The sequence below is a fragment of the Vibrio sp. 03-59-1 genome (assembly GCF_013114135.1).
Classification (GTDB): Bacteria; Pseudomonadota; Gammaproteobacteria; order Enterobacterales; family Vibrionaceae; genus Vibrio; species Vibrio cortegadensis.
This window is the reverse complement of record NZ_VTYA01000014.1, coordinates 18,352-31,617: the sequence shown is the minus strand read 5'-3', so window position 1 is coordinate 31,617 and position 13,266 is coordinate 18,352. Positions and strand designations below refer to the sequence as shown.

General features: G+C 43.5%; 12 protein-coding genes. 8 read left to right on the top strand and 4 right to left on the bottom strand.

Going from position 1 to position 13,266, the window contains the following annotated elements; all coding sequences use genetic code 11:
• The first annotated feature begins 124 nt into the window (after positions 1-124).
• The 4 genes from F0249_RS14760 to F0249_RS14745 all read left to right on the top strand — a co-directional run bounded on the left by F0249_RS14760 (position 125) and on the right by F0249_RS14745 (position 4,411).
• Positions 125-616 carry a CpxP family protein gene (locus F0249_RS14760; RefSeq protein ID WP_017053366.1) on the top strand — a complete coding sequence of 164 codons (492 nt, stop codon included), beginning with the start codon at positions 125-127 and terminating at the stop codon, positions 614-616.
• 270 nt (positions 617-886) lie between these two features.
• Complete coding sequence (fieF, locus tag F0249_RS14755; RefSeq protein ID WP_113795426.1) at positions 887-1,795, top strand: CDF family cation-efflux transporter FieF; 909 nt, start codon at positions 887-889, stop codon at positions 1,793-1,795.
• Positions 1,796-2,074: 279 nt separating this feature from the next.
• Positions 2,075-3,037 carry a 6-phosphofructokinase gene (pfkA, locus tag F0249_RS14750; RefSeq protein ID WP_017053368.1) on the top strand — a complete coding sequence of 321 codons (963 nt, stop codon included), beginning with the start codon at positions 2,075-2,077 and terminating at the stop codon, positions 3,035-3,037.
• Positions 3,038-3,295: 258 nt separating this feature from the next.
• Positions 3,296-4,411 (top strand): murein hydrolase activator EnvC, encoded by a 1,116-nt coding sequence (locus tag F0249_RS14745; protein ID WP_301337557.1) that lies wholly within the window; start codon positions 3,296-3,298, stop codon positions 4,409-4,411.
• 71 nt (positions 4,412-4,482) lie between these two features.
• Here the strand turns inward: F0249_RS14745 and F0249_RS14740 are convergent, their stop codons facing one another.
• The 3 genes from F0249_RS14740 to gpmM all read right to left on the bottom strand — a co-directional run bounded on the left by F0249_RS14740 (position 4,483) and on the right by gpmM (position 7,994).
• The gene (locus tag F0249_RS14740) at positions 4,483-5,442 is read right to left on the bottom strand and encodes a DHH family phosphoesterase (protein ID WP_171757075.1); all 960 of its coding nucleotides are present in this window, start codon (positions 5,440-5,442) and stop codon (positions 4,483-4,485) included.
• 150 nt (positions 5,443-5,592) lie between these two features.
• Positions 5,593-6,228, bottom strand: a complete 636-nt coding sequence (locus F0249_RS14735) for a TetR/AcrR family transcriptional regulator (RefSeq protein WP_113795430.1) — start codon at positions 6,226-6,228, stop codon at positions 5,593-5,595.
• Between the two features lie 233 nt (positions 6,229-6,461).
• The gene (gpmM, locus tag F0249_RS14730; protein ID WP_171757074.1) at positions 6,462-7,994 is read right to left on the bottom strand and encodes a 2,3-bisphosphoglycerate-independent phosphoglycerate mutase; all 1,533 of its coding nucleotides are present in this window, start codon (positions 7,992-7,994) and stop codon (positions 6,462-6,464) included.
• 368 nt (positions 7,995-8,362) lie between these two features.
• On the opposite strand from gpmM, the gene F0249_RS14725 reads away from it, so the two are divergent.
• The 4 genes from F0249_RS14725 to cysE all read left to right on the top strand — a co-directional run bounded on the left by F0249_RS14725 (position 8,363) and on the right by cysE (position 11,676).
• The gene (locus F0249_RS14725) at positions 8,363-8,797 is read left to right on the top strand and encodes a rhodanese-like domain-containing protein (RefSeq protein ID WP_136995684.1); all 435 of its coding nucleotides are present in this window, start codon (positions 8,363-8,365) and stop codon (positions 8,795-8,797) included.
• A gap of 200 nt (positions 8,798-8,997) precedes the next feature.
• A complete protein-coding gene (secB, locus tag F0249_RS14720) occupies positions 8,998-9,468 on the top strand; it encodes a protein-export chaperone SecB (protein WP_017053374.1) in 471 nt (156 codons plus the stop codon).
• A gap of 305 nt (positions 9,469-9,773) precedes the next feature.
• Complete coding sequence (gene gpsA / locus F0249_RS14715; RefSeq protein WP_084654928.1) at positions 9,774-10,763, top strand: NAD(P)H-dependent glycerol-3-phosphate dehydrogenase; 990 nt, start codon at positions 9,774-9,776, stop codon at positions 10,761-10,763.
• 91 nt (positions 10,764-10,854) lie between these two features.
• Positions 10,855-11,676: a serine O-acetyltransferase gene (gene cysE, locus F0249_RS14710; RefSeq protein WP_017053376.1), complete on the top strand. Its 822-nt coding sequence runs from the start codon at positions 10,855-10,857 to the stop codon at positions 11,674-11,676.
• Between the two features lie 149 nt (positions 11,677-11,825).
• Here cysE and F0249_RS14705 read toward each other — a convergent pair whose 3' ends face one another.
• Positions 11,826-13,178, bottom strand: coding sequence for an MATE family efflux transporter (locus tag F0249_RS14705; RefSeq protein WP_136995685.1), 1,353 nt, complete (start codon positions 13,176-13,178; stop codon positions 11,826-11,828).
• Positions 13,179-13,266 lie beyond the last annotated feature (88 nt).

Here is a 13,266-nt window from a genome sequence, read left to right as displayed (position 1 = left end):
AGCCGATTAACAGTCTTTACGATTCTTTACGCTCTCTATACGCCACTTTACATCGAAGGTTCTATTCTATACTCAACCGCTGTGAAGACAGCACGCCAACGAATCATTGATGAAGGTATCTATTATGAAAAATGCAAAGAAAATAATTTTAGCCGCTGTTGTTCTTCCACTTACTCTTGGTACCGCAAGTGCATTCGCATTCGGTGGTGGTAAAGGTCACCATAAAGGTCCTGACGGTAAATGTGGTGGATTCGATAAAGGCATGATGCGCCAATTGGATTTAACGGATGAGCAGCGCGATCAACTAAAAGAGATGCGTGAAGCTGGGCGTAAAGAAATGAAAGGTAAGTACGCAGAGAAACGTGCTGAAATGCAAGCGCATCATGCGAAGGTTCAAGCTCTTGTGCTGGCGGATAACTTTGATGAAGCGGCGGCTAACGATCTTGCGAAAGAGATGGTTGAGCAACAATCTGAGCGTCGTGTACAAATGATGAAGAAAAAGCATGAGATGTTCAGCGTATTAACGGCTGAGCAAAAAGCAAAAGTGCAGGAGCTTCAGCAAGAGAGAATGCAAGAGTGTTCAGCTAAAATGGAAAAGCGCATGAAAAATAATTAATACGGTATTTCGTATTAATAGCGTCATACATTCATGATAAAAAAGCGGCTTAGCGTCGCTTTTTTTGTGTCTGCTGTTTGGGCTCGCGAATGGGTGCCACTCTAACGCTCTGATTTTCTGTCAGTGATGCTGTTATTGCCATACAACTTTACTGCTATACAACTTTACAGCTACACAACTTAGTTTTTTCAGCGTTCGCTTTTTTGGATATATATTCAAGCATCGATTTGCAGGTTATACTTTGTTCACTTCACACTCATTATTGGCATTATGAAACAAGAATACGCACGTTTGGTTACTATGGCAGCTTGGGCTGCAACGACAATTGCTTCGCTATTATTGATTGTAAAAATGGTGGCGTGGTGGATGACAGGATCGGTAAGCTTATTGGCTTCAGTGATCGATTCGCTGCTTGATATTGCAGCCTCGGTCGTCAACTTAATTGTGGTTCGATACTCCCTTCAGCCAGCAGATAAAGAGCATACTTTTGGTCATGGTAAAGCCGAATCATTAGCGGCGCTGGCTCAAGCGATGTTTATTTCTGGTTCGGCTTGTTTCTTGATCCTCAATGGTGTGGAGCGTTTCTTTAGGCCGCACGAACTGAACTCACCCGAGTACGGTATTTATGTCAGTTTCTTTGCCATTATCATGACGTTTGGACTGGTTCGTTTTCAAAAACACGTGGTGCAGAAAACCGGTAGCCAAGCCATTGCTGCGGATTCTTTACATTATCAAACTGACCTCTATATGAATGCGGCGATTATGATTGCGCTAGGGTTAAGTTGGTTTGGTATTGGTCAAGCGGACTCGGTATTTGCTGTCGGTATTGGGTTTTATATTCTCTATAGTGCATTTCAAATGGCCAATGAAGCGGTGCAATCTCTACTGGATCGCCAATTACCAGAAGAGGAGATCGAACAGATAAAGCAGGCTTCTATTTCGATTGATGGGGTTTTAGGTGTACACCAAGTTCGCACACGTATGTCTGGTCCAGTTCGTTTTATTCAACTGCACTTAGAGCTTGGAGATGAGATCGTGCTTATTGAAGCGCATCGCATTTCTGATCTCGTTGAAGCAAAGCTAATACACCTTTTCCCAGAAGCTGATGTATTAATTCATCAAGATCCATATTCCGTGGTGTTTGGCAGTGAAAAAGAGCAGAAGACTCAAGATTGGTGATGATTTTTATATAAGAAAAGAAGACAAATTTGTAGCCATTGACTATCTTTTCTGCAATATAAAGAAAACAAAGTGATTCTGATATGAATCAACAAAGTAAATGAGTAAAACTGTAATACTCTTACATAAGTAGATAAATTACATAATTTAGTGCGATTTGAGTGGTATTCCTGTTTGGTAAATGTAACATAGCGCACAAAATAACAGATTTAGTGAGTGGCAAATTACATGCGGCTCACACTAAAATTAATAATAGATTCCCAATAATCGAGGGTGAGCATGATTAAGAAGATCGGTGTTTTAACAAGTGGCGGCGACGCACCAGGTATGAATGCTGCAGTTCGTGGCGTAGTTCGTACTGCACTATCCGTTGGCATTGAAGTTTACGGTATTTATGATGGCTATTTAGGTCTTGTTGAAGACCGCATTGAGAAACTTGACCGTTCAAGTGTTTCTGATGTGATTAACCGTGGTGGTACTTTCTTAGGTTCTGCTCGCTTCCCTGAATTCAAAAATGTAGAAGTACGTGAAAAAGGCATCGAAAACCTTAAAAAACACGGTATCGAAGCACTTGTGGTTATTGGTGGTGACGGCTCTTACATGGGAGCGAAGAAACTAACTGAAATGGGTTATCCTTGTATCGGTCTTCCTGGCACTATCGATAATGATATCGCTGGTACGGATTACACTATCGGCTACCTAACGGCGTTGAACACTGTTATCGATGCGATTGACCGTCTACGTGATACATCTTCATCTCACCAACGTATCTCTATTGTTGAAATCATGGGTCGCCACTGTGGTGATTTGACTCTGACTTCAGCGATTGCTGGTGGTTGTGAATACATCATCACACCAGAAAATGGTTTAGACAAAGAAGCGTTGATCAAAAGCATTCTTGCGGGAATCGAAAAAGGTAAGAAGCACGCTATTATTGCCCTTACTGAATTGATGATGGACGCAAACGAACTAGCAAAAGAGATTGAAGCGGCAACAGGTCGTGAAACTCGTGCAACGGTTCTTGGTCACATTCAACGTGGTGGTCGTCCAACGGCATTTGACCGTGTTCTTGCTTCTCGCATGGGTAATTTTGCGGTACATCTTCTTATGGAAGGTGAAGGTGGTCGTTGTGTTGGTATCCAAAAAGAAGAATTGGTTCACCACGATATCATCGACGCTATTGAGAATATGAAGCGTCCAGTGCGTAATGACCTGTTCAAAGTTGCTGAAGAGTTGTTCTAAGGTTTAGTTCAATTTAATGCAATATAAGCCGCTGCACAGTCAGCGGTTTTTTTGTATCTGTTGATTGGAGTTCCTGCTGCTTGGTCTTTTGTTCTCTCTTTTTCTATTTGTTTTGCTAAATATCTCAAAGCATTACCTTGTGATTTCTCGTCTTTCAGAACTTAACGTATACTCGTTGGCTACTCTTTTGTTGTATTTGGATATACCAAACGGATGATGCTTTCTCAATCAAATGGCTGCATGCCTTCTCTATCTTTGATGAACCGTATTTATGCAGCACTATTGCCACTACTTCTCGTACTTGCAACGACGTTGAGTTCGCTTGCATTTGCCGCCGACTCGAATCAATTAAGCGGTGTGAAAAGTGAAATATCTCGTCAGAAAAAAACACTCACCTCTCAGCAAAATCAATTAGATAAACTGCAAAAATCGCTAAAGAACCAAGAGCTGAGTATTGTTAATTTAGAGAAAGAGATTAAGCAGACTCGCAAGCACCTGGCAACGTCTGATGCGAACATCAAGAATTTGAAGAAGAAGATTCAAACTCTAGAAACTCAGAAGAAACAACAAACCGCTAAATTGGAGCAGTTAATTCAAGCTTATTATGTCACTGAAAGAGCAAAAGCATCGACGAGCATTCTGAATAATGGAGTGGAAGAGGATAGGATCAGCCAATACTTCCAACATCTTGCTCGTGCTCGTTCTGAAACCATCACCGCGCTAAATCACACCAGTGAGCAACTGATTAAAAGTCAACATCAGCTCAATTTAGAAAAAGATCAGATAGCGACACTGCTTAAGCAGCAAACGAAAAAACGCGATCAACTCACGAAAACGCAGTCCAAGCGTAAAAGTACTGTTGGAAGTATCAAAAGAAGTATTTCGGGAGATAAGAACTACTTAGCGGAGTTGCAGCGTAATGAGACGCGCTTGAAAGCTGAAATCGCCGCAGCAGCCAAACGAAACTCAATCCCGATGGACGGGCTGGCAAAGAAAAAAGGGCGCTTACCTTGGCCATTGAAAGGTAGAGTTCTACACAATTTTGGGACGAAGCAGACAGGGCAAATTAACTGGAAAGGGATTGTGATCAGTGCCAAATCGGGTCAGGCGGTTAAGTCGGTCTATTCTGGTACTGTCGTTTTTGCTGAGTATTTACGTGGGTACGGACTGGTGGTGCTGCTGGATCATGGCAAAGGTGATATGACGCTCTATGGTTACAATAAAGCGTTACTAAAAAAAGAGGGAGATAAAGTCGCCGCTGGAGAAACGATCGCCCTTGCAGGGGATACTGGTGGACAATCTCGATCTTCGCTTTACTTTGAAATTCGTCGTAATAGCCAAGCACAAAACCCTAAGCGTTGGTTGGTGAAATAGCACCCTTTACATAGTAACCGCTAATTGATCTTCGATATTAGCGGTTCATTTCACTATTTATTGCGCGGTATCTATTGATAACAAGCGGTGACCGCTTCAATAAAACGTGTGACATCTTTCGCGGGTAAAGCGTTTATGCCTGCCGCCGCTTCTCTTCCTCCCCCCGTTGGGAATTGACTACAAATCTCGCCAGCCTTCCGCTTATTATTTAACGGTGCTCGTAATGAAACTTTAAAACTGCCATCACTGTTTTCTGTTAGTACCGCATGAGCGGAGTTCGGGCTTTCATTGGCGAGCTGGTTTCCAAATACGCCACTGATGCGTCTAGAGGTTGCCGTGTTTGGCAGTGAAAATACCGATAAAATAGAAGACTGGTAGAAGGGGTCTAAAGAACAAATCGTTTTTATATCCTCTTGATACGCATGTTGTAAAACATAAAAAGGGGAGTGATGATCGTCTATGACTGCAAATGGTGATGAATACTGGAGCAGAGATTGATATAAATCGGCGGGATGAAAGTGTAGATCTTCTAACTGCTCACCATAACCGTTGTAGTTAATTAAAGTGCCAAGCTCTTTCAATTGTGATTTTTTTAATGCATCAAACCCAGCGGTATCGGCTAATGCGTCGGCAATAGAAAGTAAGTTATCCCCATACGCCGCCGTAATGGCCCATGCATGGTATTTTCCATTTAACAGCTTATCGACAATCAAACCTGTGCATGTGTTCGGAGCCAGATCGATGTGTGCATCTAGGTTGTCTGCTTGAGGAATCTCCCCAGATTGGTGGTGATCAGCATAAAAAACATCAGCGCCTGAATCGATTAATTGATGCAGTGCTTTGCTGTTTTTTACCATCGAAATATCTAAGACCGTCACGCTATCTTCGCCACTCGTCGTGGGTAACTGAGCGAGTAAATTAATGTCGCGCTTTACACCTGTGATCAAGGTTGCGGTTTGAGGGGTAGCGAGGCGTAACTGTAGCAGAGCAATAATACCGTCGGCATCACCATTGAAGATATCGTAGTTCATGAAGCTCCATTTCTGATTGAATTTATCAGCCTCTATCTTATGCAAGATAGGCGGTAAGAGGAAAATACGGATGTGTTATAAGGTAGAAGGAGTCAGAAGCGGTGAGAAAAGTGATTGTTACTCACAATCACTCATCATTTAAAGGATCAATTAAGCATTCATGACTTTTACGCCATCTTCTAATAGCTGTAATTGCTCAAACCCTTTCGCGGTTGCTTTAGGCTTCATCACGGTAATCATTTGTAGCATGCCTTGATGTACAACGGATTCTGTAATTTGAATTTTTGGCGACATCGCAGATTGATAACCAAGCCAACTTGAGGCAATTAAATGCAGCGTTGTCACTAATGGTTTTATCTCTTCTTCACTGACGGAAAGCAGTTCGATTTCAACAAATGCTCTTGTGATGCTGACAAGGTTCGCTTGTAACTTGTCCTGTACTTCGATGTACTCTTCATGCAGTTTTTCATCACGAGAGAGAATTTCAGGCAGGTTTGCGTAGAAGAAGCGGTATTTCCACATTAAGGTGAAAATTGAATCGAGGTAGCTACGCAGCAACACTAGCGTCTCTTTTTGGCCTTCGATTGGGGTAAAACGCTCCAATAACTCAGCGGAGTAGAGAGCAAAAATCTCACGCACTATCTCTTGTTTGTTATTAAAGTGGTAGTAAAGGTTCCCAGGGCTGATCTCGATGTGCGCCGCAATGTGGTTGGTCGTGATATTACGTTCACCATTTTCATTAAAAAGATCTAGTGCTGCGAACACAATTTTATCGCGTGTCTTCATTTTCGTTAAATGCCCCTATCCATGTATATCGCAAGTATACCCACAGAACTCACTAAGAGCGAATCTCAGCCTGTGTTTTATCACTCATCGTACTTGCTGAGGATGTAAACACCGAACGACGCACTGGTGGAAAAATGGCGCAAAAAAAAGCGCCCGTAGAAATACGGACGCTCTGTTTTGCGATTAAAAAGCCTTAAAAGAATAAGTCTCTTTAATTATTTTAGTTTGAACGATTATTTAGTTAGAACGTCACCAGACATTTCAGCAGGGATTTCTAAACCAGATAGTGCAAGCATCGTTGGAGCTAGGTCAGAAAGCTTACCGCCTTCTTTAAATTCTAGATCTTTGTTACCCACGTAGATTAGCGGAACTGGCAAGTTAGTGTGCGCAGTGTGAACGCCGCCTGTTTCTGGGTTAACCATCATTTCAGCATTACCGTGGTCAGCCGTGATTAGCATTTGGCCATCCACTTCATTAATTGCAGCAACCACTTTACCGATGCACTCATCCAGAGCTTCCATCGCTTGAACTGCTGCATCGTATACGCCAGTGTGGCCAACCATGTCACAGTTAGGGAAGTTACAAACGATAGCGTCGTATTTGCCGCCCTTAATTGCTGCAACCAATTTTTCTGTTAGCTCAGGAGCACTCATCTCAGGTTGTAGGTCGTAAGTCGCGACTTTTGGAGAAGCCACAAGTTGACGCTCTTCGCCTTCAAATTCGTCTTCTTTACCGCCGTTGAAGAAGAAAGTTACGTGTGCGTATTTTTCAGTTTCAGAAATACGTAGCTGAGTTTTACCTTCTTTAGACAACCACTCACCGTAAGTGTTTTCTAGTGATGCTGGTGGGAATGCGCAAAGTAGAGGGATGTTTGCAGCGTATTGAGTCAGCATAACAAAGTCGATTGCTGGGAATACGTTACGAGCGAAACCATCGAAATCAGGAACGAATGCACGAGTGATTTCACGCGCACGGTCAGCACGGTAGTTCATGAAGATAACCGCATCGCCTTCAACGATTGCTGCTGATGCTTCGCCTTCTGCTTTGATTTCAGTTGCTTGTACGAACTCATCGTTCTCTTCACGAGCGTATGCGGCTTCAAGGCCTGCAACCGCTGAATTAAAAGTGAATTCTGCTTTTGCTTCAGTAAGTAGCTCGTAAGATTTTTGTACGCGATCCCAGTTGTTATCACGATCCATTGCGTAGTAACGGCCAATTAGAGAAGCCACACGGCCTTTACCTAATTTAGCGAATAGATCTTGGAAGCGTTGCAGTGAGTTTTCTGCGCTGCGCGGTGGAGTATCACGTCCGTCTAGGAAGCAGTGTAGGTAGATTTTCTCTGCGCCACGCTCTGCTGCTGCTTCTACTGCTGCATAGATGTGATCTTCATGAGAGTGAACGCCACCAGGAGACATAAGACCCATGATGTGAACCGCTTTGTCTGCTTTAACGGCTTTGTCGATAGCGTTAACTAGCGTTTCGTTTTGTTGGAACTCGCCATCTGAGATAGATTTAGTGATACGAGTAAGATCTTGATAAACAACGCGACCAGCACCGATGTTAGTGTGACCAACTTCAGAGTTACCCATTTGACCATCAGGTAGACCTACATCTAAGCCAGAAGCTGAGATGAGAGTGTTAGGCTGGCTTGCCATTAGACCGTCAAGTACAGGTGTTTTTGCATTTGCGATTGCGTTGTCTTGGTTGTCTTCACGGTAACCGTAACCGTCAAGGATCACTAGAGCCATTGGCTTCTTAGCTGACATAGGACTGACCTCGTTCAATTCAAAGTAATTTTAAGAAATAAATTAGCGTAATTTTACTACAGTTTGTAGTGGAAACTGTAGGCTAAGATCAAATAATGTTCGCAGTTTATCGTTACTCGCTTTCATATATTGTCATTTTTTCTTTTGAACTCAGAGATAAGTACCACAATTCAACTGGATGGATGCAAGATAGATATCAAGAAGGTTTAAAGGCGATGTTGTTCTTTTCGATGAGTTCTGCCGATACGAATAATCATTTACAACAGATCTCAATTATTGCTTAGAAATATTTTCCTCTCTCGCTTCGCGCTTATAACCTCGCTATACTCCCTGTCTAACTTTTTAGCCCGATATTGTAGAGTGCAGATATGCAAGAATACGTAGCATTTTTTCAAGAGAATATGATCCTAGCAATTGCGTGGATTGGTTTGGTTGTTGCAGTGATCATGAATATTGTGAAATCAACGACAGCAGCATACAAAGAGATCAACTCAGCGGAAACCACACAACTGATGAACCGTGAAAATGGTGTGGTTGTGGATATCCGTACTAAAGATGAGTTCAAGAAAGGGCATATTACGGACGCAGTTCACATTTTACCGTCTGATATCAAAGCGGGTAACTTTGGTAGCCTTGAAAACCATAAAGCTGACCCAATCATTGTTGTATGCAAGACAGGCCAAACGGCTGTCGAAAGTGCAAACCTTATGGCAAAAGCAGGTTTTGAAAATGTTAACTTGCTGCAAAATGGTTTAGCAGGTTGGAGCGAAGCAAACATGCCACTAATACGTGGTAAAAAATAGTTCGCTCTATTAATTGGTTTTATTTATGCAATGACTGGGCAAAATCTCGGCACTTATCCCTAAGAGTTGTGATGCTTTCCACGTAATGGAGGCTTAATCTAGTCATTGTAATGGAGCTCGGGTAGTCTCTTTTTATTCGCTTAAAGGCAGACACACCAACAGATTCTCTATTTTGAGTAAGTATTTTAAGGATTAAGAAAATGGCTGAAGCAGCACCTCAAGAAGCACAACAACAATTTGCAATCCAACGTATCTTCCTAAAAGACGTTTCATTTGAAGCGCCTAACTCACCAAACATGTTCCAAAAAGAGTGGAACCCAGATGTTAAGCTAGATCTTGACACTCAAAGCCGTGAGCTAGGTGAAGGCGTTTACGAAGTCATTCTACGTTTAACGGTAACGGTTAAGAATGAAGAAGAAACAGCATTCTTATGTGAAGTTCAACAAGGTGGTATCTTCACTGCTGGTGAAATGGAAGCTGGACAACTTGCACATTGCCTAGGCGCTTTCTGCCCGAACATCCTATTCCCATATGCTCGTGAAACAATCTCTAGCCTAGTGGTTAAAGGTACGTTCCCACAATTGAACCTTGCTCCAGTTAACTTCGATGCATTGTTCATGAACTACCTACAAAACCAAGCTCAACAAGCTGAAGCTCAACCTGAAGCATAATTGAGACCAGACATCAGAGAAGGTTAGAGTCGCGATGTAATGTTGCAATAATCTTCTCTTGAAAGCTTTTTAAATGCACAGAGCAACAATGATTTATTGAGATCATTAGAGCGATGTGCATTTTTTATTTATACTAGCCAATAAATAACGCTGAACGTAGCGACCAATAATCAGGTGAAACAATGACAGACTCTCAAGACTCTAATTCTCAAAAACCGAATTCTCAAAAACAGAATGCTCAAAATACGCTAGACCAGCAAAACGCAAAAGCATCTGGTCATGACGTTTATGGTAAAGAGATTGCGATGACCGTGATTGGTGCTGGTTCTTATGGAACATCGCTGGCGATCTCTTTGGCGCGTAATGGGGCAAATGTTGTCATTTGGGGACATGAAGAGAGCCACATGGCGCAACTTGAAGCGGATCGTGCCAACCATGAATTCTTACCAGGAATCGATTTCCCTGAAACACTGATTGTTGAATCGGATTTAGAAAAAGCGGTACAAGCTAGCCGAGATCTTTTGATTGTCGTGCCGAGCCACGTTTTTGGCATTGTACTTAACAGCTTGAAGCCTCACTTGCGCAGCGATACTCGTATCTGTTGGGCAACCAAAGGGCTTGAACCTGAAACGGGTCGCTTGCTTAAAGAAGTGGCGCATGATGCGGTCGGTGATGGCTACTCATTAGCGGTACTGTCTGGCCCAACGTTTGCGAAAGAGTTGGCGATGGGAATGCCAACGGCGATTTCAGTGGCCTCTCCAGATGAACAATTTGTCGCTGACCTCCAAGAGAAAATCCACTGTAGTAAAACCTTCCGTGTATACGCGAACAGCGACTTTACGGGAATGCAGTTAGGCGGAGCCGTGAAAAACGTAATCGCTATTGGTGCTGGCATGTCCGATGGTATTGGTTTTGGTGCTAATGCTCGTACAGCGCTGATCACGCGTGGTCTGGCTGAAATGTGTCGTTTAGGCGCTGCATTAGGAGCGCAACCTGAAACCTTTATGGGTATGGCTGGATTAGGCGACTTGGTGCTCACTTGTACCGATAACCAATCGCGTAACCGCCGCTTTGGGCTAGCGCTAGGTTCGGGTAAAGATGTCGATACCGCACAACAAGAAATTGGTCAGGTGGTGGAAGGCTATCGCAATACCAAAGAGGTGTGGATGTTGGCAAATCGCATGGGTGTTGAGATGCCAATTGTTGACCAAATTTATCAAGTATTGTATCAAGGTAAAGATGCACATCTTGCTGCTCAAGATCTGTTAGCGCGAGATAAAAAATCAGAAGCATAAAAACAGAAAAGAATAGCTAAAGGGAGCGAAAAGCTCCCTATGGTGAAATGAGTGAGCTAGAGCTTAAAACACGGACGACTGGAACCGATTCATGAAACATTGCGAAAAACAGAAAGTATGGAAATCAATCGTACGCGAAGCGCGTGAACAGTCGGAACAAGAGCCGATGTTAGCAAGCTTCTACCATGCAACGATTATTAATCACGATAGCCTTGCCTCTGCATTGAGCTATATTTTGGCGAATAAGCTAAAAACCGCGTCTATGCCTGCAATGGCGGTTCGTGAAGTGGTTGAACAAGCTTTTGAGCAAGACCCGAAGATCATGGAGTCCGCAGCTTGTGATATTTGTGCGACTGTTACGCGAGATCCTGCTGTAGCAATGTATTCAATGCCACTGTTGTACTTGAAGGGTTATCACGCGCTACAAGGCTATCGCGTTGCGAATTGGTTATGGAAACAGGGTCGAATTGCTCTTGCAACTTATCTGCAAAATCAGATCTCGGTCGCGTGCCAAGTTGATATTCACCCTGCTGCGCGTATTGGCCGTGGGATCATGCTCGATCACGCGACAGGCATTGTGATAGGCGAAACTGCAGTGGTTGAAAATGATGTGTCTATCCTGCAAGACGTGACGCTAGGTGGTACGGGTAAAGAGTGCGGTGATCGTCATCCTAAAATTCGCGAAGGCGTCATGATTGGTGCTGGGGCTAAAATTCTAGGTAACATCGAAGTGGGAGAAGGGGCGAAAATTGGCTCATGCTCGGTTGTACTTCAAGCGGTTCCTGCACATACAACGGTTGCGGGTGTTCCGGCTAAGATTGTGGGTAAACCTAAGAGCAGTAAGCCTTCGCTCGATATGGACCAGCAGTTTAACGGTAAATCACAAAGCTTTACGGGTGGGGATGGTATCTAGACGGTCTGTTTCGAGCCTCTTCTTGTTTGATGTTAGTGGTAGCGTTGTTTATCTTTTATTAAAGAGTCGCCACTAACATCAATACGGCTGCCTATGACTCTATATCAAAACCCGATACTGAAACTCTATCTCGACACCCTACAGTGACATTAAGCGTGATGAGTCTCGATACCATGCTCCTCTCTTCTTAGCTTCAATGCATAGAGATAACCGCAAACGCCACCAAGTACATTCCCCAGAGCGATACCTATAAATAAGCCTTCAATACCGTAGAGTAAACTCCCGACCCATGCGGTTGGTAGAGTGAATACAAACAGACGCATGAAGCTCCAACGAAATGCTTTCATCGGTTGATGCATCGCATTTAACCCGCTCACTAACATCATCAAAATCCCCTGAAAACCGTAGCTAAAAGGCACGACTAAAAGGTAGTGCCACAGTAAATCTCTCACGCTTTGCTCTTGAGAAAACAGAGCGGAAAGTGGAATGCTAAGCGGCACCATCATGACAAAAATGATCAGTTGGAAAACAATTGAAAAACGCATACTCAGGAAAAGAGCATTGAAACTACGTTGTGGTTTCTTGGCCCCTAGATTTTGAGCCATAAAAGGGGTGAGGGCGGAAGTGAGCGCCATTAATACGATAATTAAGATAGATTCAATTCGTTGTGCTGCGCCATAAGCCGCGACAGCAGCCGTACCATGACTCGCAAGCAGCATCATCAAGATAGCACCACAAAGAGGATTCATTGCACTCGATAGAGCCGCAGGCGTGCCGACTTTTAGGATTAACTTCCAATCATTGAACATAGTTGATAAGCGAGGGGGAGCCAGTAGTTTTTCACGCAGAATCAGAACATAGAATGATCCCCCTAACGCTCCAAACCAACTGAAAGCACTTGCAATCGCTGCACCTTGAATCCCAAGTTCAGGGAATGGGCCATAACCAAAAATAAGCAATGGGTCGAGAATTCCGTTGATAAGTCCAGCGAGCATCATGATTTTGGCAGGGGTTTTAGTATCTCCAGTGGCACGAATGGCGCTATTGCCCGCCATCGGGATCACTAGCAATGGGATGGTGAGATACCAAACCTGCATATATTGCTCAATCAAAGGGATCAGCTCTTGCTCTGCACCAAGCATTAAGAACAGAGGTTCAATGGTGAAAAAACCGAGCGTAGACGTTAGCGCGACAAGTAACACCGCAAGTAATAAACCGTGGCTAGTAAATCGAGCCGCAGAGTGTGCATCGCCCTGTCCAAGTAGACGACCAATGCTTGTCGATAACCCAATCCCGATACCCATGGTGATGCAGTTCACACCAAACGTGACGGGAAAAGTAAAACTGATTGCCGCGAGCGCTTGAGTACCGAGTAATGAGATAAAGAAAGTATCCACTAAGTTAAACATCAAGATCGCCACCAAGCCGAAAATCATCGGGATGGTCATTTGGCGCAGCACATTGGTGATAGGGGCGGTCAGTAAGCCGTGCTTATCTTGCATGAATAACCTTTACTCTATGGAAATCCGCTCTGTAGCCAGTTAGCTCGTAGCTATAAGTTTTAAGACAATTAGCTCTATGGCTATTAGT

What these genes read in the sequence shown, in the direction of transcription:
- pfkA (WP_017053368.1), top strand. Translation starts at nt 2,075, where the DNA reads ATGATTAAGAAGATCGGTGTTTTAACAAGTGGCGGCGACGCACCAGGT.
- secB (WP_017053374.1), top strand. Translation starts at nt 8,998, where the DNA reads ATGGCTGAAGCAGCACCTCAAGAAGCACAACAACAATTTGCAATCCAA.
- cysE (WP_017053376.1), top strand. Translation starts at nt 10,855, where the DNA reads ATGAAACATTGCGAAAAACAGAAAGTATGGAAATCAATCGTACGCGAA.
- F0249_RS14725 (WP_136995684.1), top strand. Translation starts at nt 8,363, where the DNA reads ATGCAAGAATACGTAGCATTTTTTCAAGAGAATATGATCCTAGCAATT.
- gpmM (WP_171757074.1), bottom strand. Translation starts at nt 7,994, where the DNA reads ATGTCAGCTAAGAAGCCAATGGCTCTAGTGATCCTTGACGGTTACGGT.
- F0249_RS14760 (WP_017053366.1), top strand. Translation starts at nt 125, where the DNA reads ATGAAAAATGCAAAGAAAATAATTTTAGCCGCTGTTGTTCTTCCACTT.
- F0249_RS14705 (WP_136995685.1), bottom strand. Translation starts at nt 13,178, where the DNA reads ATGCAAGATAAGCACGGCTTACTGACCGCCCCTATCACCAATGTGCTG.
- fieF (WP_113795426.1), top strand. Translation starts at nt 887, where the DNA reads ATGAAACAAGAATACGCACGTTTGGTTACTATGGCAGCTTGGGCTGCA.
- F0249_RS14735 (WP_113795430.1), bottom strand. Translation starts at nt 6,228, where the DNA reads ATGAAGACACGCGATAAAATTGTGTTCGCAGCACTAGATCTTTTTAAT.
- gpsA (WP_084654928.1), top strand. Translation starts at nt 9,774, where the DNA reads ATGACCGTGATTGGTGCTGGTTCTTATGGAACATCGCTGGCGATCTCT.
- F0249_RS14745 (WP_301337557.1), top strand. Translation starts at nt 3,296, where the DNA reads ATGAACCGTATTTATGCAGCACTATTGCCACTACTTCTCGTACTTGCA.
- F0249_RS14740 (WP_171757075.1), bottom strand. Translation starts at nt 5,442, where the DNA reads ATGAACTACGATATCTTCAATGGTGATGCCGACGGTATTATTGCTCTG.